Origin of the sequence: Vibrio kagoshimensis (assembly GCF_050337535.1) — a bacterium.
In the GTDB taxonomy this organism is placed as follows: domain Bacteria; phylum Pseudomonadota; class Gammaproteobacteria; order Enterobacterales; family Vibrionaceae; genus Vibrio; species Vibrio gallaecicus.
Genome location: NZ_JAKJSZ010000002.1, coordinates 342,664 through 366,829 on the forward strand (window position 1 = coordinate 342,664; position 24,166 = coordinate 366,829).

General features: G+C 41.3%; 25 protein-coding genes and 1 other RNA gene. 10 read left to right on the forward strand and 16 right to left on the reverse strand.

Annotated elements, in window-relative coordinates; all coding sequences use genetic code 11:
* Nucleotides 1-12: 12 nt before the first annotated feature.
* From lepB to rpoE, 6 genes are all read right to left on the reverse strand, one after another.
* Nucleotides 13-909, reverse strand: coding sequence for a signal peptidase I (lepB, locus tag L4C37_RS01700; protein WP_372264808.1), 897 nt, complete (start codon nucleotides 907-909; stop codon nucleotides 13-15).
* 96 nt (nucleotides 910-1,005) lie between these two features.
* Entirely contained in the window at nucleotides 1,006-2,799 is a 1,794-nt protein-coding gene (gene lepA, locus L4C37_RS01705) for a translation elongation factor 4 (RefSeq protein WP_429767704.1), read from the reverse strand.
* A 138-nt stretch (nucleotides 2,800-2,937) separates the two neighbouring features.
* The gene (locus L4C37_RS01710; protein ID WP_429767705.1) at nucleotides 2,938-3,408 is read right to left on the reverse strand and encodes a SoxR reducing system RseC family protein; all 471 of its coding nucleotides are present in this window, start codon (nucleotides 3,406-3,408) and stop codon (nucleotides 2,938-2,940) included.
* Nucleotides 3,405-4,367 (reverse strand): sigma-E factor regulatory protein RseB, encoded by a 963-nt coding sequence (rseB, locus tag L4C37_RS01715; RefSeq protein ID WP_429767706.1) that lies wholly within the window; start codon nucleotides 4,365-4,367, stop codon nucleotides 3,405-3,407. Before rseB ends, L4C37_RS01710 begins: the two co-directional genes overlap by 4 nt.
* Nucleotides 4,364-4,993 (reverse strand): RseA family anti-sigma factor, encoded by a 630-nt coding sequence (locus L4C37_RS01720; RefSeq protein WP_429767707.1) that lies wholly within the window; start codon nucleotides 4,991-4,993, stop codon nucleotides 4,364-4,366. The genes rseB and L4C37_RS01720 overlap by 4 nt, the downstream gene beginning before the upstream one ends.
* A 26-nt stretch (nucleotides 4,994-5,019) precedes the next feature.
* The gene (rpoE, locus tag L4C37_RS01725; protein WP_137373334.1) at nucleotides 5,020-5,598 is read right to left on the reverse strand and encodes an RNA polymerase sigma factor RpoE; all 579 of its coding nucleotides are present in this window, start codon (nucleotides 5,596-5,598) and stop codon (nucleotides 5,020-5,022) included.
* A gap of 407 nt (nucleotides 5,599-6,005) precedes the next feature.
* On the opposite strand from rpoE, the gene nadB reads away from it, so the two are divergent.
* Nucleotides 6,006-7,622 carry an L-aspartate oxidase gene (gene nadB, locus L4C37_RS01730; RefSeq protein ID WP_137373333.1) on the forward strand — a complete coding sequence of 539 codons (1,617 nt, stop codon included), beginning with the start codon at nucleotides 6,006-6,008 and terminating at the stop codon, nucleotides 7,620-7,622.
* A gap of 123 nt (nucleotides 7,623-7,745) precedes the next feature.
* Here nadB and L4C37_RS01735 read toward each other — a convergent pair whose 3' ends face one another.
* Both L4C37_RS01735 and L4C37_RS01740 read right to left on the reverse strand, forming a co-directional pair.
* Nucleotides 7,746-8,135: a protein YgfX gene (locus L4C37_RS01735; RefSeq protein WP_429767708.1), complete on the reverse strand. Its 390-nt coding sequence runs from the start codon at nucleotides 8,133-8,135 to the stop codon at nucleotides 7,746-7,748.
* Nucleotides 8,104-8,364: an FAD assembly factor SdhE gene (locus L4C37_RS01740; RefSeq protein ID WP_137373332.1), complete on the reverse strand. Its 261-nt coding sequence runs from the start codon at nucleotides 8,362-8,364 to the stop codon at nucleotides 8,104-8,106. Before L4C37_RS01740 ends, L4C37_RS01735 begins: the two co-directional genes overlap by 32 nt.
* A gap of 211 nt (nucleotides 8,365-8,575) precedes the next feature.
* Between L4C37_RS01740 and ygfZ the strand changes: the two genes are divergently transcribed.
* The 3 genes from ygfZ (at nucleotide 8,576) to L4C37_RS01755 (ending at nucleotide 10,794) form a co-directional block, all read left to right on the forward strand.
* On the forward strand, nucleotides 8,576-9,547 hold the full coding sequence (gene ygfZ, locus L4C37_RS01745; protein ID WP_429767709.1) for a tRNA-modifying protein YgfZ: 972 nt from the start codon (nucleotides 8,576-8,578) through the stop codon (nucleotides 9,545-9,547).
* A 3-nt stretch (nucleotides 9,548-9,550) separates the two neighbouring features.
* Nucleotides 9,551-10,027, forward strand: coding sequence for an aminoacyl-tRNA deacylase (locus tag L4C37_RS01750; RefSeq protein ID WP_273296171.1), 477 nt, complete (start codon nucleotides 9,551-9,553; stop codon nucleotides 10,025-10,027).
* 560 nt (nucleotides 10,028-10,587) lie between these two features.
* On the forward strand, nucleotides 10,588-10,794 hold the full coding sequence (locus L4C37_RS01755; RefSeq protein ID WP_017108134.1) for a DUF1107 domain-containing protein: 207 nt from the start codon (nucleotides 10,588-10,590) through the stop codon (nucleotides 10,792-10,794).
* Nucleotides 10,795-10,918: 124 nt separating this feature from the next.
* On the opposite strand, the gene L4C37_RS01760 is transcribed toward L4C37_RS01755, so the two are convergent.
* Genes L4C37_RS01760 through L4C37_RS01770 form a run of 3 tightly spaced genes read right to left on the reverse strand, consistent with a single transcriptional unit; the run spans nucleotide 10,919 to nucleotide 13,932 of the window.
* A complete protein-coding gene (locus L4C37_RS01760) occupies nucleotides 10,919-12,142 on the reverse strand; it encodes an FAD-dependent 2-octaprenylphenol hydroxylase (protein WP_429767710.1) in 1,224 nt (407 codons plus the stop codon).
* A gap of 9 nt (nucleotides 12,143-12,151) precedes the next feature.
* The gene (gene ubiH, locus L4C37_RS01765; protein ID WP_429767731.1) at nucleotides 12,152-13,330 is read right to left on the reverse strand and encodes a 2-octaprenyl-6-methoxyphenyl hydroxylase; all 1,179 of its coding nucleotides are present in this window, start codon (nucleotides 13,328-13,330) and stop codon (nucleotides 12,152-12,154) included.
* A gap of 26 nt (nucleotides 13,331-13,356) precedes the next feature.
* Nucleotides 13,357-13,932 (reverse strand): YecA/YgfB family protein, encoded by a 576-nt coding sequence (locus L4C37_RS01770; protein WP_429767711.1) that lies wholly within the window; start codon nucleotides 13,930-13,932, stop codon nucleotides 13,357-13,359.
* 388 nt (nucleotides 13,933-14,320) lie between these two features.
* Here L4C37_RS01770 and zapA point away from each other — a divergent pair, with 388 nt between their 5' ends.
* From zapA to serA, 5 genes are all read left to right on the forward strand, one after another.
* Nucleotides 14,321-14,629, forward strand: a complete 309-nt coding sequence (zapA, locus tag L4C37_RS01775) for a cell division protein ZapA (protein ID WP_137373611.1) — start codon at nucleotides 14,321-14,323, stop codon at nucleotides 14,627-14,629.
* A 10-nt stretch (nucleotides 14,630-14,639) separates the two neighbouring features.
* Nucleotides 14,640-14,824, forward strand: a non-coding RNA gene (gene ssrS, locus L4C37_RS01780) — 6S RNA.
* 5 nt (nucleotides 14,825-14,829) lie between these two features.
* On the forward strand, nucleotides 14,830-15,429 hold the full coding sequence (locus L4C37_RS01785) for a 5-formyltetrahydrofolate cyclo-ligase (RefSeq protein WP_429767712.1): 600 nt from the start codon (nucleotides 14,830-14,832) through the stop codon (nucleotides 15,427-15,429).
* A gap of 81 nt (nucleotides 15,430-15,510) precedes the next feature.
* The gene (gene rpiA / locus L4C37_RS01790) at nucleotides 15,511-16,167 is read left to right on the forward strand and encodes a ribose-5-phosphate isomerase RpiA (protein WP_137373326.1); all 657 of its coding nucleotides are present in this window, start codon (nucleotides 15,511-15,513) and stop codon (nucleotides 16,165-16,167) included.
* 263 nt (nucleotides 16,168-16,430) lie between these two features.
* A complete protein-coding gene (gene serA, locus L4C37_RS01795) occupies nucleotides 16,431-17,660 on the forward strand; it encodes a phosphoglycerate dehydrogenase (protein WP_137373325.1) in 1,230 nt (409 codons plus the stop codon).
* 124 nt (nucleotides 17,661-17,784) lie between these two features.
* On the opposite strand, the gene L4C37_RS01800 is transcribed toward serA, so the two are convergent.
* The gene (locus tag L4C37_RS01800; protein WP_171736875.1) at nucleotides 17,785-18,498 is read right to left on the reverse strand and encodes an oxidative stress defense protein; all 714 of its coding nucleotides are present in this window, start codon (nucleotides 18,496-18,498) and stop codon (nucleotides 17,785-17,787) included.
* A 110-nt stretch (nucleotides 18,499-18,608) separates the two neighbouring features.
* Entirely contained in the window at nucleotides 18,609-19,505 is an 897-nt protein-coding gene (locus tag L4C37_RS01805; protein WP_429767713.1) for a LysR family transcriptional regulator ArgP, read from the reverse strand.
* Nucleotides 19,506-19,645: 140 nt separating this feature from the next.
* Here L4C37_RS01805 and L4C37_RS01810 point away from each other — a divergent pair, with 140 nt between their 5' ends.
* Nucleotides 19,646-20,290, forward strand: coding sequence for a LysE/ArgO family amino acid transporter (locus L4C37_RS01810; RefSeq protein ID WP_429767714.1), 645 nt, complete (start codon nucleotides 19,646-19,648; stop codon nucleotides 20,288-20,290).
* A gap of 95 nt (nucleotides 20,291-20,385) precedes the next feature.
* Here L4C37_RS01810 and mscS read toward each other — a convergent pair whose 3' ends face one another.
* The 3 genes from mscS to L4C37_RS01825 all read right to left on the reverse strand — a co-directional run bounded on the left by mscS (nucleotide 20,386) and on the right by L4C37_RS01825 (nucleotide 24,020).
* Nucleotides 20,386-21,252, reverse strand: coding sequence for a small-conductance mechanosensitive channel MscS (gene mscS / locus L4C37_RS01815; RefSeq protein WP_137373321.1), 867 nt, complete (start codon nucleotides 21,250-21,252; stop codon nucleotides 20,386-20,388).
* A 373-nt stretch (nucleotides 21,253-21,625) separates the two neighbouring features.
* A complete protein-coding gene (gene fbaA, locus L4C37_RS01820) occupies nucleotides 21,626-22,702 on the reverse strand; it encodes a class II fructose-bisphosphate aldolase (RefSeq protein ID WP_137373320.1) in 1,077 nt (358 codons plus the stop codon).
* Between the two features lie 154 nt (nucleotides 22,703-22,856).
* On the reverse strand, nucleotides 22,857-24,020 hold the full coding sequence (locus tag L4C37_RS01825; RefSeq protein ID WP_009847672.1) for a phosphoglycerate kinase: 1,164 nt from the start codon (nucleotides 24,018-24,020) through the stop codon (nucleotides 22,857-22,859).
* Nucleotides 24,021-24,166 lie beyond the last annotated feature (146 nt).

Below are 24,166 nucleotides of genomic sequence, written 5' to 3' on the forward strand. Positions count from 1 at the left end.
TTATGTGATCGATTAATGAATCCCACCGATGCGATTGAAACGCACACCAGTAGGAATCCAAGAAGGTAAAGCACTGTTCGCATCGCGTTCGAATTCAAAACTAATCCAAATCGCAACCGCTTTACCCACTAGGTTTGCTTCAGGAACGAACCCCCAGTAACGGCTATCTGCACTATTGTCACGGTTATCACCCATCACAAAGTATTGCCCTTCTGGAACGATCCATTCATTAACACCACTACGAGGTTGATATGCGTTGACGCGATCACGACGTAATGGGTTAACCAAGATTTGATGCTCGACACCATCTAGCTGCTCATTGAGCTGGATAAGTGGCACACCATCTTGAATAAATTGACTTTCTTCAACGTTGCTAAGCTTTACAGGAGCACAGCTCGATTGACCTTTAGTTTGGATGCACAACTCTTTATTGCTGTTGTAACGAATGGTATCGCCTGGCATACCAATCACACGCTTGATGTAATCAATATTTGGCTGAGGTGGGTATTTAAAAACAATAGAATCCCCACGTTCAGGTTTACCCGTTTCAACTAACTGAGTTCGCCAAACTGGGTCTTTAAGACCGTAAGCGTATTTTTCTACCAAAATGAAATCACCAACTAACAAGGTTGGCATCATTGAGCCTGAAGGTATTTGAAATGGTTCATAAATAAATGAACGCAATACCAAAACAAACGCGATAACTGGGAATATGGATACACTATTTTCAACCCACCAAGGTTGAGCCGTAATCTTCGCACTCGTATCAGAGTTCAGACCATTAGTTTGAGGCTCAATATTAGACAACTTTTGCTGACGTTTCTTCGCCCACACAAGCTTTTCTAATGCCCAAACGATGCCGGTCACTAAAGTTACGATCACTAAAATAAGCGAAAATGTATTAGCCATTTATATCCCTTAAATTTCATTTCTTTAAAAATAACGAAAGTGAAAGAGTAGCGAGTACTCTTTCACTTTTGGGTATTCATTTACAGCTGGTTATATTTAATCTTTACCAACATGAAGAATCGCTAAGAACGCTTCTTGAGGCAGTTCAACGTTACCGATCTGCTTCATACGTTTTTTACCTTCTTTTTGTTTCTTAAGAAGTTTCTTCTTACGGCTGATATCACCACCATAACATTTTGCGATTACGTTCTTACGCAGTTGTTTCACGGTAGAACGAGCAATGATGTGGTTACCAATCGCAGCTTGAATCGCGATGTCGAACATTTGGCGAGGGATGAATTCTTTCATTTTCTCAACCAATAGACGACCACGAGACTGTGCAATATCTTTATGCGTAATGATCGCAAGTGCATCAACCGTTTCGCCATTTAGCAGTACGTCTACACGTACCATGCTCGATGCTTCGTAGCGTTGGAAGTTATAATCCAGTGACGCGTAACCACGAGATGTGGATTTCAGACGGTCAAAGAAATCTAGAACCACTTCAGCCATCGGTAGATCATATGTCACTGCAACTTGGTTGCCGTGATAAACCATATCCACTTGAACACCACGTTTTTCAACACACAAGGTGATCACGTTACCAAGGTAATCAGAAGGAACTAAGATATTACAACGAGCGATTGGCTCACGAATCTCTTCTAAGTCATTTACTGCTGGTAATTTAGCAGGGCTATCAACGTAAATGATTTCACCATCTGTTTTTACAACTTCGTATACTACTGTAGGCGCAGTTGTAATCAGGTCGAGGTCGTATTCACGCTCTAGACGTTCTTGGATGATTTCCATGTGTAGCATACCTAAGAAGCCACAGCGGAAACCAAAACCAAGAGCTGCAGAACTCTCTGGCTCGTAGAATAACGAAGCATCGTTCAGGCTTAACTTGCCTAATGCATCACGGAAGTTTTCATAGTCGTCAGATGATACCGGGAATAAACCAGCATAAACTTGTGGTTTCACTTTTTGGAAACCGGGTAGACGTTCTTCACTACCACCTTTAGCTAAGGTCAGCGTATCACCAACAGGTGCACCTAGGATGTCTTTAATACCGCAAACAACCCAGCCAACTTCACCCGTGTTCAATTCAGTTGTATCAATTTGTTTCGGAGTGAAAATACCTAGACGATCGACACCCCAAACTTGGCCTGTAGACATCACTTTGATTTTTTCATTCTTCTTCAGCTTGCCGTTTTTAATACGTACAAGAGAAACTACACCTAGGTAGTTATCAAACCAAGAATCAATAATTAGAGCTTGAAGTGGCGCGTCAGGATCACCTTCCGGAGGTGGAATAGCCGTTACGATGTTTTCAAGAACATCTTCAACACCTAAACCTGTTTTAGCTGAACAACGTGTTGCTTCCATAGCATCGATGCCAACGATTTCTTCAATCTCTTCAGAAACTCGTTCAGGCTCAGCTGCAGGCAAGTCAATCTTATTCAAGATTGGCACAACTTCTAAGTCCATCTCGATAGCCGTGTAACAGTTCGCTAGAGTCTGAGCTTCTACGCCTTGACCTGCATCAACTACCAATAGCGCACCTTCACATGCTGCTAAAGAACGTGAAACTTCGTATGAGAAGTCAACGTGTCCTGGAGTATCGATGAAGTTCAACTGGTACGTTTCGCCATCTTTGGCTTTGTAATCTAAAGTCACACTTTGCGCTTTGATTGTAATACCGCGCTCACGTTCTATATCCATAGAATCGAGGACTTGAACGTCCATTTCGCGTTCACTTAAACCACCACATACTTGGATTAAGCGGTCAGAAAGGGTCGACTTACCGTGGTCGATATGGGCGATAATCGAAAAATTACGAATGTGCTTCATAGGCTTGGTGTGACTAAACTCTTTGAATAGGGATAATAAGAAGTGCCGCAGTAGTACTCATTTACACAAGTCACTAGTGACGGCATTTCAATCAAGTTGGCAGATTCTACCCAATTTAACTGCAAGACGCATCATAAATTAGATAAGGGGCTCACCGAGGACTCTAACAAGGACCACTTGTTGCTGCGATTTATCTTCTATTGGCTTGGCGAAATGCTTAGCTATCTGTATACCAATAATAGTAAAGATAGCAGCCATTAGTATGACGATACCTTCCCCACCAGCAAGAAGAGGTTGCAATACTAATTGCCCAATGGCTGCGCCTAACATCATCATAAATAAAGGGACGAGATAAACTAAAGCAGCCGATTGCAGCAAACTTTTTTCAGGAAAACCGATTTCAACAACTTGCCCTGCTTTTACTAAGCTTTTAGTGGTTAGTTGCCAAAATAGGGATTTATTCCCGACTGCTTTGGTAACAATACCTGTACCGCAACTCTTTTGAGACGAGCAGCCACTACAACTGGTTTGCTGCTCGCAGCTAAGGTGAACCAAAAATTGAGAACCTTTAGTCTCTACAGAGCTAACCGTTGCAAGCGCAGTCATCATTCGTTAGATACCTTAGCTTTAAACTTTACTGATTGGGCAATACGCTTAGCCGTTGCTGGCGGAATATCCCCAACAACAGAGATTTCTTTACTGCCACTGATAAAACTGTGTAACGTGCGTCTACCTTGGCGAACCAACTGCCCTTTTGGTGAGAATTCATCGCTATCAGAAATATAAACCGAAAAGCTGAATAGACCATCGCTGAATAATTGGCTTTCAACCATTTTATTCGTTGTTGCCATTTGATATCTACTTAACTCTTTAGAGTTGAAGCCGTCAGGTATCCAACTCACCGTCCAATCACTTTCACTCACTAAACCTTCAGGTAAAGATAAGACTGTTGGTAATTTCGCTGTTTTAAGCGCGCCCATCGCATCTGCAATTTGATCATTAACTATGTATGAGATGGTTCTGTATTGCTCTAACACCTCTCCATCACGATCAAGAAGCTCTGCTCTTAATGGTAAGTGATTTTTTTCATCTACCCATAAAACATAGGAATAACGTAACCCATCTTTAGGGACGATTCGTAAAACTTGAGTGATATTTCCAGCTTCTCGATCCCGGCCGACTTTTATATAGTCGTAATATTTACTGAGATTATCGACATTACTATTAAGCATCGGAATGACAGGCGCGACCATATTCCCCGAAGCTATGGTAAAAGGCTCAACCCCAGGTTCTATGTAGCTAACTTCGCTACCTCGACGAATCACTTCTCTTACTGGTCCACTTAAATACACCAAATGAGCGAGTTGCTGGTTATCACTAACAGCGTGTCGATATAAGAGAGGTTCAATACTGCTCTTTTTAATTAGGATATACGAGAGTTCGTAATTTAAATGCTGGCTGGCTTCGTTCATTTGATGCAACAGAGCCTTTGCAGTTGGTTCTTCTGCAAAGGCTGGAGGAGTCATCAAACTGAACAGTGTCAGAGCACTGATCAGAATTTTTTTCATTCAACTACCGATTCTAAATGCTCATCAGTCGACTGCAACGAATCACCGTTCAATCTTAACTGTAATTCGTAATCTTGCAGTAAGGCGTGAACACGTTGACGTTGCTCTTGAAGATTAGCTTCAGATGCTGATTTCTGAACTGACTCACGAGTCAGGCTTACCGGCTCTGCAGAACCAGGAAACGGGATGGTCTGTAACACTGGCAGCTGCTCATTTTGAGGTAAAGATGGATCCGTACCTCCATATTGTTGCACGCCAATAATTACAGCAAAAGAGACACATGCCGCAACCGCTACTTGCCCAAATTGTTGTAACCAAGCTGGAAGTTGTCGTTTAGCGACCTTCGGTTTAGGCTGTTCTTCAATTGGGGTTACCTTGGGATCCGTATGTACTTCCTGGACCTTAGGCATTTGAGTATGTGCAGGCTCTAACTCTAAGGCTGCAGCTACATTATTTGCAATATTCCAATCAACATTCTCTGGCGCATCACCTCGCATTACATCACCAATTAAATGGTAATCTTGCCAAGCTGTCATGCTTTCTTGATCGGATTCTAACTCTGCAATTAGAGCTTCATCGATCATTTCACCATCCATGAGTGCCGAAAGCTTTTCTTTATCTGCCATTATTTTCACCATAATAATTACAAGTTTTAGCGCTGCAAAAGAGGTTTGATTTTCTTTTCCACCGCCTCACGAGCACGGAAAATACGCGAGCGTACTGTTCCTACAGGGCAATCCATTACTTCTGCAATTTCTTCATAGCTCAAGCCATCAAGCTCTCGCAATGTCATTGCAGTCTTTAAATCTTCAGGTAGCGCTTCTATCGCCCCAAAAACAACTTGCTTCAATTCTTTTGACAGCGCTAAGTTCTCAGGGTTCGATATTTCTTTTAAAGCACTGCCAGTTTCATAATATTCTGCATCTTCAGCATCAACATCACTTGCTGGTGGCCTTCGGCTCTGCGCAACAATATGATTTTTAGCGGTATTCACGGCAATTCGATATAACCAAGTATAAAACGCACTTTCACCACGAAAGTTAGGAATAGCGCGGTAAGCTTTAATAAAGGCTTCTTGTGCTACATCAGGTACATCACCGGAATTATTCACGTATCGAGAGATAAGGTTGCACACTTTATTTTGGTATTTGACTACCAATAAATTGAAAGCTTGTTTATCTCCACTCTGAACTCGCTCAATCAACACTTGATCGGTTAGCTGCTCGTTCATTCGAGCGGGTACTCCTATTGTTATAACCCTCACCTTCTCAGATATGGGCACTAATTATGCGAAATGTAGTATTGACACCACCGGCTACAAGAGCACTATTGTGACTCAACGAAATTTGGAAAGTTCCAATTTTCTACAAATTATTTGCCATTATTGTTTCACAATGTGATGTAATAAAAAATTGGTCTATCCCTTAAAATTGGGGATGCTTAACTAAAAGCAATGGTTTTGACCAAAATAATTATTTTTAGGTTGCTGTCTTTGTTGCGCATTTGCACAACGTTTAGGGCATATTGGACGTGATTGTGACGATACTATAATTACGCTTTCAGTATTTATGTCACGTAAAGGACAGAATCAAAACGAGAGTGGACAACTCTACTATAGCCCGGGATTTTAAAAGTTTTATGAACGCAAACCGTGAGCATCAGTGTGATGTATTAGTGGTAGGCAGTGGTGCTGCAGGCTTGTCGTTAGCCTTACGCGTTGCTGAACATGCAAAAGTAATTGTATTAAGTAAAGGACCACGTAGCGAGGGATCGACCTACTACGCACAAGGTGGCATTGCCGCTGTTTTCGACGAATCTGACAGTATTGAGTCACACGTTGAAGATACGCAAATTGCAGGTGCAGGGCTATGTGAAGAAGACACGGTTCAATTTATTGCTGAGAATGCAAAAGAATGCGTTCAGTGGTTAATTGATGGTGGTGTTCCTTTTGATAGAGACGAAAGCAGCACTGAAGGTGACCCTAAATATCACCTAACCCGTGAGGGTGGTCATAGCCATCGCCGAATTTTACATGCCGCAGATGCAACTGGCATGGCGATGCAAACCTCATTGCAAGATAACGTCAATAACCACCCAAACATTGAAATCTTCGAGCGCCATAACGCATTAGATTTAATTACTGAAGATAAAGTTGGTGGTGATAAGAACAAAGTTATCGGCGCTTATATTTGGAATCGTAATCAAGAACAAGTAGAAACGGTACGCGCTAAGTTTGTGGTACTGGCGACTGGTGGCGCCTCTAAAGTTTATCAATATACTTCAAACCCAGATGTATCTTCTGGTGATGGTATTGCTATTGCTTGGCGTGCAGGCTGCCGCGTGGCGAACTTAGAATTTAACCAATTTCACCCAACCTGTTTATTCCACCCTGAAGCAAGAAACTTCCTGCTAACAGAAGCATTGCGCGGTGAAGGTGCTTATTTACGTCGCCCCGATGGTTCACGATTTATGAAGGATTTCGATGAGCGTGGTGAACTTGCTCCTCGAGATGTCGTTGCTCGTGCCATTGATTTCGAAATGAAACGCCTTGGTGCTGATTGCATGTATGTAGATATCAGCCATAAGCCTGAAGAATTCATTACTGCGCACTTTCCGATGATTCACACTCGCTTAATGGATTTGGGCATTGATATGACCAAAGAACCAATTCCAATCGTACCAGCAGCTCATTACACGTGTGGTGGTGTTATGGTCGATCAGCAAGGTCAAACAGATTTAACTAACCTCTATGCGATTGGTGAAGTCAGTTATACAGGCTTACACGGTGCTAACCGTATGGCTTCAAACTCTTTACTTGAATGTGTGGTTTACGCTTGGTCTGCTGCTAAGCATATTGTTGAAAATATTGACCAATCTCAGCTGTGTGCAGAATTGCCAGCATGGGATGAAAGCCAAGTAACCAACAGTGATGAAGAAGTTATCATTCAACATAACTGGCATGAATTGCGTTTATTCATGTGGGATTACATGGGGATAGTTCGTACCGATAAGCGATTAGAGCGAGCATTACGCCGTATTCAAATGTTGCAGCAAGAAACTCATGAATATTACAGTAACTTCAAAGTTTCCAATAATTTACTTGAACTTAGAAACTTGTTACAAGTCGCAGAGCTAATGGTGAAATGTGCAATGCAGCGTAAAGAAAGCCGCGGCTTACATTACACGCTTGATTACCCAGAGTTAGCAAAAGATAGTGGACCAACAATTCTTAAGCCGACTAAGCAAAGTAACTGATCTAATTGTAATTTCACCCATTCTAAAACTAGTTAAGAATTTGGGTTATTAGAACTAAGCTGCATTAACGATAAGTATAATGAGTCCTATCACCAAATAATAAGGGAGCCTTGGCTCCCTTTTTTATCTTAATTTTGCCAATATCTTCCGATAGCATTTTTCATCACAACTGTCTCTCCATAACAAAACATGCTTTTGATTACTTAACTTAAACGCAATGAAAAAGTTAGACCAAATAAGATCAGATCGAATAATGTCATGCGAATTGGAATTTATGATCAGTTTGCCACTGTCAAACCAGTCAACTGAGCCCACTAATGGAGAATGGAAAAAATCTGAGCGTGTTGAGTGAATAAGAATGAGATAAAGACAGTAAAGAGATATTGATATTGGAATGCTAGAAAAAACTACTAAGCACAAAAGGCACCATAAAACAGTGCCTTTTGCTAGTAATGCATAGTTTGAACGATGAAGCCGTAGCTTAACGCACCTTGCTGAGGTTATGTGCAACAATCTTATCTACCATTGAAGCAAGCCCTAGATTCTCACTACGGCCGTGACCCATAATCCAAGTGAACAAATCAGGATCATCAGATTCAAGTAGCGACACAAAATCACGCTGCTCTTGATCTTGCAGTGAGTCAAAACACTCTTCAAAAAATGGCATAATGACAACGTCTAGTTCGAGCATACCACGACGGCAGCCCCATTTAATTCGTGCTTTCTGCTCTGCAGTGTACATTGGTTATCCTCACCTAATATCTATTTGGGTGGAGTGTAACAAGACTAACCTTCAGCAACTACTATGTGAGTCACAGTCCCCACCTAAGCTCGCAAAAAACTTAAATATTCGAAAAGTCATGCCATAAAAAATTAATCTATTAAAAACCTAAGCTGACAAAGAAATCGAACAGGATTAACATAGAGGTAAATGAATTGTTTAGGAAAAGAAAATGGATTGGCAAAATGAATTTCAGCCACTAGCTTACGCACCCAATGAAACGCTTCCCGAGCTTATGGTGACACACGTCTCTGATTGGAGTGCGATTACCATGGTAGGTGATGATAAAAAGTCATACTTACAAGGTCAGGTAACCTGCGATGTGGTGACTCTTCCTAGCGATATGTCGACACTTGGTGCGCATTGTGATGCAAAAGGTAAAGTTTGGAGTATTTTCCGTTTCTTTCATCACAATGGTGGCTATGCATTACTTCAGCCTAAATCTGCCATTGAAGTCGAACTACCAGAAATCAAGAAATACGCTGTATTTTCAAAAGTAGACATCACAGAAACAGACGATCAAGTTATCGGTGTTATGGGAGCATCTGCTAACGCATTTATTGATACCCTTTCAAACGATACAGGTGACGTACGTGTGATTGAAGGTGGTACAGCAGTAAAAGTCTCTGATGAGCGTTGGGCTTTACTAGTCAGTAGCGCACAAGTAGAGGGGCTGGTTGCATCATCTAATGCAGAAAAAGTATGCCAAGATTTGTGGCAATATTTTGAGATTATTGATGCTCAACCTCGCCTATCCAGCACTAATCAAAATGAACATATTCCCCAAGCATTAAACCTACAAGCAATCGGTGGGATCAGTTTTACTAAAGGTTGTTATACCGGTCAAGAAACTGTTGCTCGTGCTAAGTACCGAGGAATGAACAAGCGTGAAATGTGTATTGTTTCTGGAAGTACCACTGAGCCGCTCAACCTCAGTGGTTCAATCACGCTAGAAAGAAGTGTTGGTGATAATTGGCGTAATGCAGGTCAACTACTTAACGTGTACCAGTTCTCAAATAACCAAGCAATTGGGCTAATTGTTTTACCGAATAACCTGGATGATGACGTGAAATTACGTTTGGTCGATCAACCAACTACCGAATGGAAAATCTTACCGCTCCCATACAGCCTAAATGATGAATAATTAGTGTTGCACGAAACCCTAATAACTCAATATCTTGATGAACAGCAAGTAGAATATCACTTGCTCGTTCAGAGCAAGCCCACGACTACCATTGAAGACACAGCCCAAGAAAGAGGGATAGACCCAGCCCAAATGGTGAAGTGTATTCTTCTTCGAGATATGGGCGGACAATTAGCGCTTGCCTGTGTGCCAGGTGATCGTTCTGTTGATCCTAAAAAAGTTCGATCAGCTTTGAAATGTAGACGCATGACATGTGTTTCTCTAAACGAAGTCGAATCCATTACAGGTTTTAAAATCGGAACAGTTGCGCCACTTAAATTAAAATCATCATTACCAATCCTTTTTGATCCCTCTTTATTACAGCAAAAGATCGTCACGATCAGTTCTGGTCATAACATGATTGGCGTTGCGATAAACTGTGAGGCGCTTATTAAATTATGTTCACCAGCGATCGTTCCTCTTTGTCGGGTTCAGGACTAGTCATTAGCTCACAGAATTAAATCTAAAGTATTAACATGTTGCATATGAACGTGAAACACATCACAAGTAAATAATATTAATATAAAATAATTAATCATTTTTACAACATAAGTAGTCACTTTTAGTTTTATGCGGTAATCTAAATTTACTGGTTAGCCTTTAAGAAAAAGAACTGACTAGTGCAAGTGAATCCACTGAGTAATATCAGTATCCACTTTTGTGTAATGCATCTGTGACTATTCGCCCGTTTTTCTAAGACGGGCTTTTTTTATGCCAAAAATTTACCTTTCTCTTACACAAACAAAAAAATTACAACTATTCTTAAAAGCGTAACATTCATAATGCTTAATACGGCGAGTAGAAATCAGGATGGTTCACTGGCGCGTATTCTTTTGAGAAGAACCTCACGTTAAAGTAGATATTTGCGGTAATAACTGCACAGAGCAGCACAAATATCTAATTATGTTCAGTTCAACTGCATTTTACTCCAGTTTAATCACAATTCTCCCTTCGGAGTTTTCTTATAATATGCAGTGCTAGGTAAATATAAGGATAATAGAATGAGACTGTTTAAGCGCTATACACCAGGTATGATTGCTAAACATGTGAGTCGACTTTTTAAAGGACGAATCTACATTTACGGCGTTGGAAAATTTGAATTCGATAACGGAAAGTTAGTTTTGCCGGAAAGAGCAGAAAAGCGCCACTTCCAAACAGTGAAAGAAATTAACAGTGAGATAATGAAATTACGCTGTGCTTATGCATAGAATTCATCCTTCAAACTAATGTATTAATTTCAGTTCTAAAATTCTAAAAATTGAATAGCTCAAAAATACAAAGAATTAAAAAAGGGTTGGCTCATTGCCAACCCTTTATCATATATAATTCACATTAATTTGGGGTAACCGGTCGCTTTGCTAGCTCCGGTAGGTGACCAGATAAACCCAGAGCTCGCTTCATGATCTCATCTTTGGCTCCTGGTAACTGACCAGCGAGTTTCATTCCAATACCACGTATTAGTTTCTTCGCTGGGTTATCCCCTTCGAACAAGTCTTTAAAACCTTGCATTGAAGCAATCATTTTGGCGGCTTCTGCTTTACGCCATCGCTCATAGCCGCGTAAGTTGCGCTTCAGACCAAGGTCTTCCCCTGCTCTCCATAAACTTAAAAGCTCCTGAGCTAGGCTTGCAGCATCCAATAGACCGAGGTTCACACCTTGCCCAGCTAATGGGTGGATAGTATGCGCTGCATCTCCAACCAGAGCTACACGTTCAACCACGAAGTCTCGTGCATAGCGCATACGCAAAGGAAAAGCAAAACGATCGCCAACCACTTCACATAGACCTAATTTAGAATCAAATTCGGAGGTCAGTGCTTTATTGAATTCATGTTCAGACATGGAAACTAATTTATCGGCTCTATTAGGCTCAGTAGACCAAACAATTGAGCTCATGTGGCTATCTTGCATTGGCAAAAACGCTAAAGGTCCTTGTGGAGTAAAGATCTGACGAGCCACTGACTGGTGAGACTCAGCGGTTTTGATATTCGCTACAATCGCGCTATGACCGTAATCCCAATGAGTTAGAGGAATATCTTGTTGTTTTCGAACCCAAGAATTTGCCCCATCGGCTCCAACCACCAATTTAGCTGTCAGTGCTTGCCCATTGTCTAACGTTAACCAAGCCTCGCTTTCACCAATAGCAAGTGATTGGCATGTTGAAGGCATAAACAGCTGCACGTTATCCTGCTTTTTAACTTGCTCCAAAAGTGCCAGCTGAATCACTCGATTTTCAACAATATGTCCTAAGTTAGGCTGCGCTAAACGAGTAGAATCAAACTCGATACGAGCAAAGCTGTCTTGCTCCCATACTTCCATGGCTTGGTATGGCGCAGCTCGTCTTTGCTCTATCCCTTGCCATACTCCAAGGTTACGTAGTATCACTTCACTTGAACGGCTCAAAGCAGAAACACGTACATCAGGTAAGTCATTCAGCCCTTCAATTGGCTCTTTACCTTCAATCACTGCAATTCTTAAATCGCTGTCTTTTAGCGCTGCAGCCAACGCTAATCCGACCATACCACCGCCTACAATGGCAATATCAACACTTTGCATCATTTTTCTACCTTATCTTTCTATTAGGCCAAGCGTATGACGCAAAAGTGGACCTTTTAGTGGAGGGACATTATCAATTGCTGCGAGCCCTAGGTTTCGCCCTATTCTTGCCGCCGGCCAGTCATTAGAAAATAAATGGACTAAATTCGAAGTTAGATTAATAGTGGATTCTCTATCATACTCACGGCGTTTTCTAAAACGAACCAAGCCAGCATAAGCCCCAACGTCATCAAGTTGCTTAGATAACTCTTCAGCTAAAGAAGCAACATCGCGAATACCCAAGTTAAAACCCTGACCAGCAATAGGATGGAGGGTTTGCGCGGCATTACCAACAACGGCGAAACGATGGGAAATATTATACGGTCTATGACGTAAAATTAATGGGTAACAGGCTCGCTGACCCGTTTTCTGTAACTTGCCAAGTCGCCAACCAAATTCGTTTTGAAGTTGCTCAATGAATTCATGTTCGTTTAGAGACATAACACGTTCAGCTTCACTTGGTGGCAAGCACCATACCAAAGAAAGACGGTTGTCACTCATCGGCAATAAAGCAACCGGGCCGTTAGCAGTAAAACGCTCAAAAGCTCGCCCTTTATGCTCTTGTTCTGCAATGATATTTGCTATCACGGCAACTTGTTCGAAATCATGTTCATCAAGCTGGATTTGTAACTGCTGACAGCATGCAGAAATTGCCCCATCAGCAGCAACAAGAAGCTTTGACGTCAGCTTTTTACCACTTTGTAATTCAATATCTACCGATTGATTATGACGTTCAATCCCCGTCACTGAGTCAGGGCACAATAAAGTGATATTTGAATCAGCTTCTAGTTTCTGTTGGTAAATTCGACCAACATCAGCCAGCTCAACGACATAACCTAATGCATCGACAGAGTAATTATCACTGCGAATGTCTGTCATTCCTGCGTGATTTTTATCAGACACATGAATATGTTTAATAGGTGTCGTAACCGGCTCGATTGATTGCCATAGATTCAAAGAATCTAATATTTGAACGGTTCCATAAGACAATGCTATTGAACGAGAATCAAAACCAGGGTGTGAAAGGTGATCAACCTGGTAAGGTTCTACCACGGCAATAGACAATGCGCCTTTACTTAAGCGAGTAAGAGCAAGTGCTAACGTAGCACCTGCCATTGCACCACCAGCAATAACAACATCAAATTGAGCCATCATGACCTCGGAGGATAATGAAGAAATTAGTGAATAGTTGGTGTCGATTCTTCAGTCGGACGAGCACCAAACTCTGCATGAATAGTCAAAGCACATACTTTTACGTGCTCGATAACATGCTCTAACAACTGAGCTTGCTCTTCTAGATCATCTTCTTCATCGATACCTAGTTTTGCCATCTCTTCTAGATCAGCTAATGCTTCTTTTGCTTCTGTGGATGCTTTGTTTAACTTGGCACCTACAAGACCCAGTCCTGATATAAAATGATTGATCCAATCTGATACACCATCAGCTAAATCAAAAACACTTGCGCTCGCCTCTTCATCTGGCAATAAAAGAGATAGCTCCATGCCAGAACCTGTGACTTCACCAGTCGTCACTTTTAATGCCGCTTCCGCTAACGTAAGAACACGATCTGGCCATCCCATTCCTTCATTTGTGTAATCAAAGATAAGTGGCTGCCAACTTTTATCGTCAAGGCTTAAACCACCGCTTAGCATACCGGTCAATAAACCGTGCATTTCTGCTGGGTTTACCGCTAGGCTTGCTGATTGAAGTTCAGTGGCAACGGTTAGATAATCAGGTAAAGTTTTCTCACTCATCAGATAGCTCGCTTATTAGTCTTTGATACGATCTCAATATTCATACCGATCGTTCTTAATAATGGTAATCGTACCATTTCACCATTATTCACGTAAGCGTCGAAATCGACCAAATAACAAGATAGTGGATAGCAATTGTTCAATTTGTTGATTTACTGTGTGCTCAAGCTCTCATTTGCAAACACGAGGTCTGAAAAGCTTGAATCTTAATAGCGCTTTACCTATAGTTCTTCTCCCAGAGGGTAATACTTTGTCTTGCAGGTAAAGAACTAAATCTTTCAAGTAAAGAGCGAAAGTGCCTCAATTATTGCACTTCCTTATGCGTCATTAATTTAAGGAATGGCAAAGAGCGACAACCTTAGACAGCGCGTTAAAGAGTTCATCCATCATGAGTAATCAAGCGGTAGACGTTGAAATTTTAGGAAAACTGACTCGAGTCAATTGCCCAGCAGGTCAAGAAGAGTCATTAATTGAAGCGGCTGCAGATCTCGATAATCGTTTGAAAGAGATGGCTGAACGTACTAAGGTAACCAATGAGGTAAAACTCCTCACGATTGCTGCTCTAAATATTTGCTATGAATTACAAACTAAGCAAAATGATAACAGCCAAAAACAAAACGCACTGACCGAGCGAATGGAACTGCTCACAACATCTCTTGAAGATGCATTAAGTAAGGTCAAGCTAGGACAGCAATAGCGTACACAAATTTACCCTGGAGTGTTTGTCAGAGGATTCACGTCCCCGAGCCGATAAGCAATCCCTAAGGGTTAGTACTTGAGTGCTATTGAGCATACTCGGCTTGTACCGAGAAGCCTACGGTAATCATTGCTGATCCGCCTTGAACTCGCTGGTTCAAGGGCCATCTATTCTCAACGGCACTTTGGGGTATTCCTTCTATGAATTCACTATCTCGTAGCGAATTTCGCAAACAAATTCGCCATACTCGAAATGCACTTCCAAGTGATGTTCAGCATCAAGCCAGTATTGATTTAATTACTCAAGTTTCCACGCAGCCTGAACTCATCAAATCTCAACATATCGCGCTCTATATTTCAGCTGACGGGGAGCTTGATACTCAACCTTTGATTGAATGGCTTTGGGCTCAAGGTAAACAAACCTACTTACCAGTGCTTCACCCTTTCTCCCCAGGGCATCTACTTTTTCTGCATTACAATTCGACAACACCGCTGACTTACAATAAATACGGCATTATCGAGCCAAAACTCAACCAAACATTAGTCAAACCCGTTTCTCTGCTTGATCTCATTTTTACTCCACTGGTCGCTTTTGATACTCAAGGGCAAAGGCTTGGTATGGGAGGGGGGTATTACGATCGTACTCTATCCAAATGGTTCGAAACTGGAAAGGGAGCAAAACCGCTAGGGCTTGCTCATGATTGCCAACAAGTCGAGCGCCTTCCTACTGAAAGTTGGGATATTCCGCTGCCGAAAATCGTGACACCAAGTAAGACTTGGCAATGGGAAATTCATCGTTAAAGCGCTATAATCCGCCCGCAAACGTTAACTCTAACGCTCGTTCTATTAATTCAAACGCACTATCGTATTCAGGAGATTGGCATGACTCAAGATGAAATGAAGAAAGCAGCAGGTTGGGCAGCACTTAAGTATGTTGAAGAAGGCAGCATTGTAGGTGTAGGTACTGGCTCTACAGTGAATCACTTCATCGACGCTCTTGGCACAATGAAAGAAAAAATCAAAGGTGCAGTTTCAAGCTCTGTTGCTTCAACGGAAAGACTAGAAGCTTTAGAAATCAAAGTTTTTGAGTGTAATGACGTATTCAAACTTGATGTATACGTTGATGGTGCTGATGAAATTAACGCAGAACGTGACATGATTAAAGGCGGCGGCGCTGCATTGACTCGTGAAAAAATTGTCGCTGCTATTTCAGATAAATTTGTTTGTATCGTTGATGGCACTAAAGCGGTAGACGTACTAGGTAAATTTCCGCTTCCTGTAGAAGTTATTCCAATGGCTCGCTCTTACGTTGCTCGTGAATTAGTTAAACTAGGTGGTGACCCGGTTTACCGTGAAGGCGTAATTACAGACAATGGCAATGTTATCTTGGATGTTTACGGCATGGCTATTAAAGAACCTAAGAAACTTGAAGATACAATCAATGCCCTAGCCGGTGTTGTAACCGTTGGTTTATTTGCACATCGTGGTGCAGATGTTGTTATTACTGGTACCCCTGAAGGGGCAAAAATTGAAGAGTAATAACATAAAGTGAAAGCTACTTTCTGTTACTTCATTACAAGCGGTGCCTAAGGGCGCCGTTTTTTTTACTTTGCATCGTTAAAATTATGGCTTATTCCGTAATTTTCTTACCCAAAACAATTTTTTTTTGTTACTTTATTGGTCAGAAGACGCACAGGGAAATCGTTTGTCTCCTAACAAAATGGTCAGTTTATTCCCCTTTCGCCATTTTGTAGCACGTGCGCCGCATTTGCCCACCTTTCCCATTTTAAAGGACGAGAATAATGGCTAAAGTTTCACTGGAAAAAGAAAAAATAAAAATTCTACTTCTTGAAGGTCTTCACCCATCTTCTGTTGAAGTATTACAAGCAGCGGGCTACTCAAACATTGAGTACCACAAAGGCTCTTTAGCGGAAGACGAATTACTAGAAGCAGTAAAAGATGCTCACTTCATTGGTATTCGCTCTCGAACTAACCTTTCCCAAGAAGTCATTGATGCCGCTGAAAAACTCGTTGCTATCGGTTGTTTCTGTATTGGTACAAACCAAGTTAATCTAAACGCGGCAGCTGAGCGCGGTATTCCAGTATTCAACGCACCATTCTCGAACACTCGAAGCGTAGCGGAGCTGGTACTTGGTCAAGTGCTGTTGCTTCTACGTGGAATTCCAGAAAAAAATGCCCTGGCTCACCGTGGTATTTGGAAGAAAAGTGCAGACAACTCAAATGAAGCTCGTGGTAAACGTCTAGGTATTATTGGCTACGGTCACATTGGTACTCAGCTAGGTATTATTGCTGAAAACCTTGGTATGCGCGTCTATTTCTACGACATTGAAAACAAGCTATCTCTTGGTAACGCGACTCAAGTACACACAATGACTGAGCTATTGAATAAGTGTGATGTCATCTCTCTTCATGTCCCAGAAACAAATGAAACGAAAGACATGATGGGTAAAGAAGAGTTTGACCGCATGAAGCCAGGTTCAATCTTTATTAATGCTGCTCGTGGTACTGTTGTTGATATCCCAGCTTTATGTAATGCCCTAGAATCAGGTCACCTCTCTGGCGCTGCTATTGATGTATTCCCTACGGAACCAAAAACCAATGCAGACCCATTTGAATCTCCACTCATGAAGTTTGATAACGTGATCTTAACACCTCACGTTGGTGGCTCAACTCAAGAAGCACAAGAAAACATTGGTGTGGAAGTTGCCGGTAAACTAGCGAAATACTCTGATAATGGTTCAACTCTATCAAGTGTTAACTTCCCAGAGGTATCGCTACCACTACACACTGGTACTTCACGATTACTGCACATCCATGAAAACCGCCCAGGTATCTTGACTCAAATTAATACCATCTTTGCTGAAGAAGGAATTAACATTGCAGGTCAGTACCTACAAACCTCGGCAAACATGGGTTATGTAGTTATTGATGTTGAAGCGGACCGCTCTGAAGAAGCATTACTAAAGCTTAAAGAGATCGCCGGTACTATTCGTGCTCGTCTGCTGCACTAATCAGCCCTGATTATATCAAGCATAAAAAGGCTCTCATTGTGAGAGCCTTTTTAGTTGTATTTAGCCAAAGGTTATAGATTTTCAGCTTTTGGCCTATCGTAGTTAAAAGATCATTATGATCTCATTAGTCTTCTAACTGATAAACCACATCTACTCGATCACGAATAGTGATGGTCGAATCTTGGTAAGTGCTAGACTCAGTTCTTGCATCCATGGCCATGGAGCGCATGAGGACAGGCTGAACAGATTGGGCGTTATAATCAATTTTCCATACATCACCCAACTCTTTTTCAAAACCTGAAGCTAAAGACTTCGCTTTGTAAGAAGCATCTTTAATAGCTTCTAAACGCGCTTTCTCTTGATACTTAGCTTGGTCTCGAACTTGTAATTGAATATTATCAATTTGGTTGATGCCTTCACCCAATGCAATATCTAAATACTTATTTAGGTTAGTTAAATCAGTTACCTGAACGGTTACATTTCGAGATGCTCGGTATCCAACCAGTTCAGGTTTACCTGTTTTAGGGTAGTGATATTGAGGCGCCAGATAAATATTAGAACTATTAATACTCGCGTCTTCTACACCAGCACTTTGTAATTTAGTAAGAAAAGAGCTAACCACTTTATCAACTGTCGCTTTAGCTTGTTCTGCCGTCATGGTTGATTCCACCACTTTCACAGAAAATGTTGCCATATCAGGCTTTGCTACCACTTCACCATAACCGGTAGTTGAAATATGCGGAAAGTTCGGAGAATCAGCAAAAGAAGAGAAGCTCACTGCACTCAGAGCCGCGGTTAATGCACACGCTTTAACAATCACACTTGGAACAAACTTCATTTAAACAACCTTTATTGGTTAATAATACCCTTACATAATAGGCGATTTTTATCTGCAACCAATCCTATAAGTGAAGTTCTTACATAACTTTGACTATGTAAATAATGTCACTATTGGGGAAGGTTGTTTCGCGCATATTGTAATATTTCCTCTGATACTTCTTTTAATATCCCACTCTCAAGCTGCCAGTGGTGCCAATAGATAGGATATGACAAAAGAAAACCGGGAGTAATATCGATAAGTAAGCCCAAATTTAGCTCTTCGATAATCTGTAACCTAGGAATTAAACAGTAAGCAACACCTGATAAAGCTAACCGAACAAAAGCTTCGGAGCTTCCCACTGTATGGTTAATGATACTGTCGCGAGGCATATCGAAATGATCATGCAGAAACTTTTTATGGAGATCATCGTATTGATCATAAGAGACGGCAGGTGCATCTTTTAAACTAACATCGTTCACGCCTTTAGAAAAATATCGCTTATAAAAATCGGGGCTAGAAACGCAGACGTACTCCATAAGACCGAGATAATCAGCCCCGCAACCCGGTATGGATTGGGGTTCTAAACTGATAGCTCCTGCAACTTCACCACTTTTCAGTTTTTCAATCGTCCGAGATTCACCATGGATCGCAAGGTTAAGCTCTACAGATCGCGCCTTCATAACATTAGATAAAGCCGGTAATAGCCAAGTAGCTAAACTATCCGCATTGGTAGCAAAGGAAAGAGAAAGAGGACGCACTGTCTCTTCATTCATTATTTCAGGTAATACATCATTCTCGAGCAGTCGAACTCTTTGATAAAAAGCCAATAACTTCTGACCAACCTGAGTCGGCTTGGGTGGTGTTTCTCGAATTAATACTGGCTGAGCGAGCCATTTTTCAAGTTGTTTGATCCTTTGAGACACTGCTGACTGAGAGATATAAAGATGTTCAGCCGCGCGATCAAAGCTCCTTTTATTGACTACCGCATCTAGTGCTTCAATCCATTTATAATCTAAACCGCGCATCAAACTTCCCTTCTCAATCTATCGTGCAAACAACATTAGCAACTCTAATTAAACATTAAACTCATTAATTATACTTATTAATGAGTTCACGTTACTTTGCTTTCATTACGAAATACAACGATGGAATAAGTGAGACTGATATGAATTTTTGGATTCTTCTACAAGGGTTTGGTTTAGGCGCAAGTATGATCATTCCAATTGGAGCTCAAAACGCCTATGTTCTTAATCAAGGCATTAAGCAAAATCACCATTTAACGACTGCAACCATATGTAGCCTATTAGATACCCTATTCATTTCACTAGGTATTTTTGGTGGAGGCGCAATTCTTTCACAAAATGAATTTCTTCTGACTTCTGTCACTCTTGGAGGAATTACCTTCTTAACTATTTACGGTGTTCTTTCTCTAAAGAGTGCCTTCAGATCTAAAGAAAATGAAGAGTCTAAAGGTCAAATTACTGCGCGAGGAAAACGAACTGTCATTTTAGGAGCATTAGCTGTAACGGTCCTCAACCCTCACTTATATTTAGACACAGTGGTGATTCTAGGATCTATTGGTGGACAATTTGAAGGTAATGACCGTATAGCTTTTGCTATTGGGACAATTCTTGCCTCATTTACTTGGTTTTACTCTCTATCTATTGGCGCTGCTAAGCTAGGACCCGTCCTATCACGCCCTAACGTGAAGAAAGGAATTGATATTGCTGTCGCCGTTATGATGTTCTCTATTGCCTTGGTGCTAGCGAATGGTTTAATTGAACAATATGTAATTTTCACTTTCGAATAAGTGAGTAAACTGCACGAAAATGAAGAAGGCGGATAACCTAAGTTATCCGCCTTTAATTTTTCAAAGCTAATGTATGTCCAAGTTTACTTAGATAATTAAGCTTCTACTTTATTCATGTGCACATCCATTTGTGGGAATGGGATTTCAATACCTTCTTTATCCAAGCCTTCTTTGATTGCTTGCATCAGGTCGAAATACACATTCCAGTACTCAGCCGTTTCAACCCATGGGCGAACCACAAAGTTTACTGAAGAATCAGCGAGTGTATGAACACCGACTTGAACACCAGGAGTTTTAAGTACACGCTCATCAGATTCACAAATTTGAGTCAGAAGCGCTTTAGTCTTTTGTAAATCAGCGTTGTAAGAAACACCAATCATTAAATCAATACGACGAGTAGCATGACGAGAGTAGTTCGTAATTGGGCTACCAATAACGCTACCGTTTGGCACTACAACCATTTTGTTGTCAGGCGTTGTTAGAACCGTTTGGAAGATTTGAATTGAATCAACTGAACCTGCAACACCACCGATTTCCACATAGTCACCAGACTTGAATGGACGGAACGCAACAATAAGTACACCAGCTGCAAAGTTAGATAGTGAACCTTGCAGAGCAAGACCAACAGCTAAACCAGCTGCACCAATAACAGCAACCACTGAAGCGGTTTGAACGCCAAGACGACCAAGAGCTGCAATTAAAACAATAACAAATAGTAAATAGCGAACTAGACCGTGAATAAACTCAACGACAGCTCGGTCCATTTTCTTTTTCTGAAGAACCTTAGACACGCTATTCGCTACTGCTTTAACAATTAAGTTACCAATAAATAGAATAACGAGCGCTGAGATGATGTTTACACCGTATTGAATAAACAGATCTGAATTATTTGTTAACCACTGTTCTGCATGAGACAAACCATCCACAATTGGTGTCTCAATTGCTGTAGAACTATCAGCCATAATGTGCATCCTCTATAATATGCTATGAGCTAAACTGCCTTAAGCTAGAATTCTTTTTAACTAATTTACTAGAGTATTTTCTAACAAATCATCACGTTAAAAAAATCTAAACCAAGTCCTTTTTATAAACTGAACCACGTTCAATTTTTCGGCACGATATCCTATCTTTGTCAGATTTCAAAGTCATATTTATGTAAGTTATTGGATAACAATCACTTACATAGAAAGCCTCATATCGATGAATAAAAGACTACGCAATTTATTCACTTGAGGCTAGGGTTTTCACATAAATAGCACAACTTTTTATCACGCATAAAAAAACCCGCTCAATGAGCGGGTTTTCAAAGCTTAGATGTGTACTAATTTAAACGAATTATAGTACGTCTACAGCGTTAAGGTCAGCAAATGCTTTCTCAAGACGAGTAACCATAGAAGACTGAGCAGCACGTAGCCATACGCGTGGATCGTAGTACTTCTTGTTTGGCGCAGCTTCGCCAGTTGGGTTACCGATTTGACCTTGTAGGAAATCGAAGTTTTCAGCAGAGTACTGACGGATACCATCCCAAGTTGCCCACTGTGTATCAGTATCGATGTTCATTTTGATAACACCGTAACCGATAGACTCTTGGATTTCTGCTTCAGAAGAACCAGAACCACCGTGGAATACGAAGTTTAGAGCGTTAGGTGCAATACCGAACTTCTCTGCACAGTATGCTTGAGAGTCACGTAGAATAGTTGGAGTAAGTACAACGTTACCAGCTTGGTAAACACCGTGTACGTTACCGAAAGATGCAGCGATGGTGAAACGTGGGCTAACAGCCATTAGTTTCTCGTATGCGTATGCTACGTCTTCTGGAGAAGTGTAAAGCTCAGATGCGTCCATATCAGAGTTATCAACGCCATCTTCTTCACCACCAGTACAACCAAGTTCGATCTCGATTGTCATGTCCATTTTAGCCATGCGAGCTAGGTAAGTAGCACATGTTTCGATGTTCTCTTCTAGAGACTCTTCAGAAAGGTCTAGCATGTGAGAAGAGAATAAAGGCTTACCAGTTTGTGCGAAGAACTCTTCACCAGCGTCTAGTAGACCGTCGATCCATGGAAGAAGCTTCTTAGCAGCGTGGTCAGTATGAAGAATAACTGGAACACCGTAAGATTCAGCTACAGCGTGAACGTATTTTGCACCAGCTACAGCGCCAAGGATTTGTGGACCTTGACCTTCAAGTTTAACGCCTTTACCAGCGAAGAAAGCTGCGCCGCCGTTAGAGAACTGAACAACAACTGGAGATTTAACTTTAGCTGCCGCTTCTAGTACTGCGTTTACAGAATCAGTACCAACAACGTTTACTGCAGGAAGAGCAAATTTGTTTGCTTTTGCTACTTCAAATACTTTCTGTACGTCATCGCCAGAAATCACACCAGGTTTTACAAAATCGAAGATCTTAGACATGGAAATAGTCCTATTATTCTATTCGTTTTAAGATAAAAAACTTAAGTTTAAAAATTTGCAATCGTTTGCTCACAACTTATGCCATTCTAGCAAAAAACTGTGATGTGCAGCAAACGTTAAAAGGCGAGATTCACATCTCGCCTTTCTAAATCAATTATGCTTTTGCACGCTCTTCAAGCATTGCAACTGCAGGAAGTACTTTACCTTCAACAAACTCAAGGAAAGCGCCACCACCAGTAGAAATGTAAGAAACATCAGCTTTGATACCGAACTTATCGATAGCTGCTAGCGTATCACCACCGCCTGCTACTGAGAAACCTTCAGAGTCAGCGATTGCTTTAGAAATACCAGCAGTACCCGCTTCGAAGTTCTTGAATTCGAATACGCCTACAGGACCATTCCAAAGGATAGTTTTTGCATTCCCGATGATTTCAGCAAGAGCAGCAGTTGAGTCTGGACCAAGGTCGAAGATCATGTCGTCGTCTTGAACTTCAGAAACGTGCTTGATTTCAGCTTCTGCGTTTTCGTCGAATGCTTTAGCACATGCAACGTCTGTCGCTACTGGAATAGCACACTCTTTCATTAGTTTTTGAGCTGTTTCAACTAGGTCAGCTTCGTATAAAGACTTACCTACGTTGTGACCTTCAGCAGCGATGAATGTGTTCGCGATACCACCACCAACAACAAGTTGGTCAGCAATTTTAGAAAGAGATTCTAGAACAGTTAACTTAGTAGAAACTTTAGAACCACCAACGATAGCCACTAGTGGGCGAGCTGGGTTGTCCATTGCTTTACCAAGAGCTTCAAGCTCAGCAGCAAGAAGAGGACCAGCACATGCTACAGGAGCGTAAGTACCAACGCCGTGTGTAGAAGCTTGAGCACGGTGAGCTGTACCGAATGCATCCATTACGAAGATGTCACATAGTGCAGCGTATTGCTTAGAAAGAGCTTCTTCGTTCTTCTTCTCGCCTTTGTTAAAGCGAACATTTTCAAGAACAGTTAGTTCACCAGCGTTTAGCTCAAGACCATTTACGTAATCTTTCGCTAGTTTAACGTCGCAGTCTAGTGCGTCGTTTAGGTAGTTAACTACAGGAGCTAGAGAGAACTCTTCGTTGTACTCGCCTTCAGTAGGACGACCAAGGTGAGAAGTAACCATAACTTTTGCGCCAGCTTCTAGGCAAAGTTTGATAGTTGGTAGAGATGCAAGGATACGTGCATCTGAAGTTACTTTACCGTCTTTTACTGGTACGTTTAGGTCAGCACGGATGAATACGCGTTTACCTGCAAGTTCCAGGTCAGTCATCTTGATCACAGACATGATTTGTCCTCTCAAATTTAATAAATATAAAGTTTTGGAAACTCAGCAACCCTGCTAAGCCTATAAATTCTTCAACTGGTAACAATATGTGGACACAGCTCATTTATTTCAAGCCGAAAAATAAATAATCCTCATATTTGCTTCAA

Bases quoted from the DNA above. Each gene is read 5' to 3' on its own strand.
- L4C37_RS01760 (WP_429767710.1), bottom strand. From the start codon at position 12,142: ATGATGCAAAGTGTTGATATTGCCATTGTAGGCGGTGGTATGGTCGGA.
- serA (WP_137373325.1), top strand. From the start codon at position 16,431: ATGGCTAAAGTTTCACTGGAAAAAGAAAAAATAAAAATTCTACTTCTT.
- L4C37_RS01805 (WP_429767713.1), bottom strand. From the start codon at position 19,505: ATGCGCGGTTTAGATTATAAATGGATTGAAGCACTAGATGCGGTAGTC.
- L4C37_RS01800 (WP_171736875.1), bottom strand. From the start codon at position 18,498: ATGAAGTTTGTTCCAAGTGTGATTGTTAAAGCGTGTGCATTAACCGCG.
- L4C37_RS01825 (WP_009847672.1), bottom strand. From the start codon at position 24,020: ATGTCTGTGATCAAGATGACTGACCTGGAACTTGCAGGTAAACGCGTA.
- fbaA (WP_137373320.1), bottom strand. From the start codon at position 22,702: ATGTCTAAGATCTTCGATTTTGTAAAACCTGGTGTGATTTCTGGCGAT.
- rseB (WP_429767706.1), bottom strand. From the start codon at position 4,367: ATGAAAAAAATTCTGATCAGTGCTCTGACACTGTTCAGTTTGATGACT.
- ygfZ (WP_429767709.1), top strand. From the start codon at position 8,576: ATGGATTGGCAAAATGAATTTCAGCCACTAGCTTACGCACCCAATGAA.
- L4C37_RS01810 (WP_429767714.1), top strand. From the start codon at position 19,646: ATGAATTTTTGGATTCTTCTACAAGGGTTTGGTTTAGGCGCAAGTATG.
- L4C37_RS01720 (WP_429767707.1), bottom strand. From the start codon at position 4,993: ATGGCAGATAAAGAAAAGCTTTCGGCACTCATGGATGGTGAAATGATC.
- L4C37_RS01770 (WP_429767711.1), bottom strand. From the start codon at position 13,932: ATGAGTGAGAAAACTTTACCTGATTATCTAACCGTTGCCACTGAACTT.
- L4C37_RS01710 (WP_429767705.1), bottom strand. From the start codon at position 3,408: ATGATGACTGCGCTTGCAACGGTTAGCTCTGTAGAGACTAAAGGTTCT.
- mscS (WP_137373321.1), bottom strand. From the start codon at position 21,252: ATGGCTGATAGTTCTACAGCAATTGAGACACCAATTGTGGATGGTTTG.
- rpoE (WP_137373334.1), bottom strand. From the start codon at position 5,598: ATGAACGAGCAGCTAACCGATCAAGTGTTGATTGAGCGAGTTCAGAGT.
- zapA (WP_137373611.1), top strand. From the start codon at position 14,321: ATGAGTAATCAAGCGGTAGACGTTGAAATTTTAGGAAAACTGACTCGA.
- L4C37_RS01740 (WP_137373332.1), bottom strand. From the start codon at position 8,364: ATGTACACTGCAGAGCAGAAAGCACGAATTAAATGGGGCTGCCGTCGT.
- nadB (WP_137373333.1), top strand. From the start codon at position 6,006: ATGAACGCAAACCGTGAGCATCAGTGTGATGTATTAGTGGTAGGCAGT.
- rpiA (WP_137373326.1), top strand. From the start codon at position 15,511: ATGACTCAAGATGAAATGAAGAAAGCAGCAGGTTGGGCAGCACTTAAG.
- lepA (WP_429767704.1), bottom strand. From the start codon at position 2,799: ATGAAGCACATTCGTAATTTTTCGATTATCGCCCATATCGACCACGGT.
- ubiH (WP_429767731.1), bottom strand. From the start codon at position 13,330: ATGGCTCAATTTGATGTTGTTATTGCTGGTGGTGCAATGGCAGGTGCT.
- L4C37_RS01755 (WP_017108134.1), top strand. From the start codon at position 10,588: ATGAGACTGTTTAAGCGCTATACACCAGGTATGATTGCTAAACATGTG.
- lepB (WP_372264808.1), bottom strand. From the start codon at position 909: ATGGCTAATACATTTTCGCTTATTTTAGTGATCGTAACTTTAGTGACC.
- L4C37_RS01785 (WP_429767712.1), top strand. From the start codon at position 14,830: ATGAATTCACTATCTCGTAGCGAATTTCGCAAACAAATTCGCCATACT.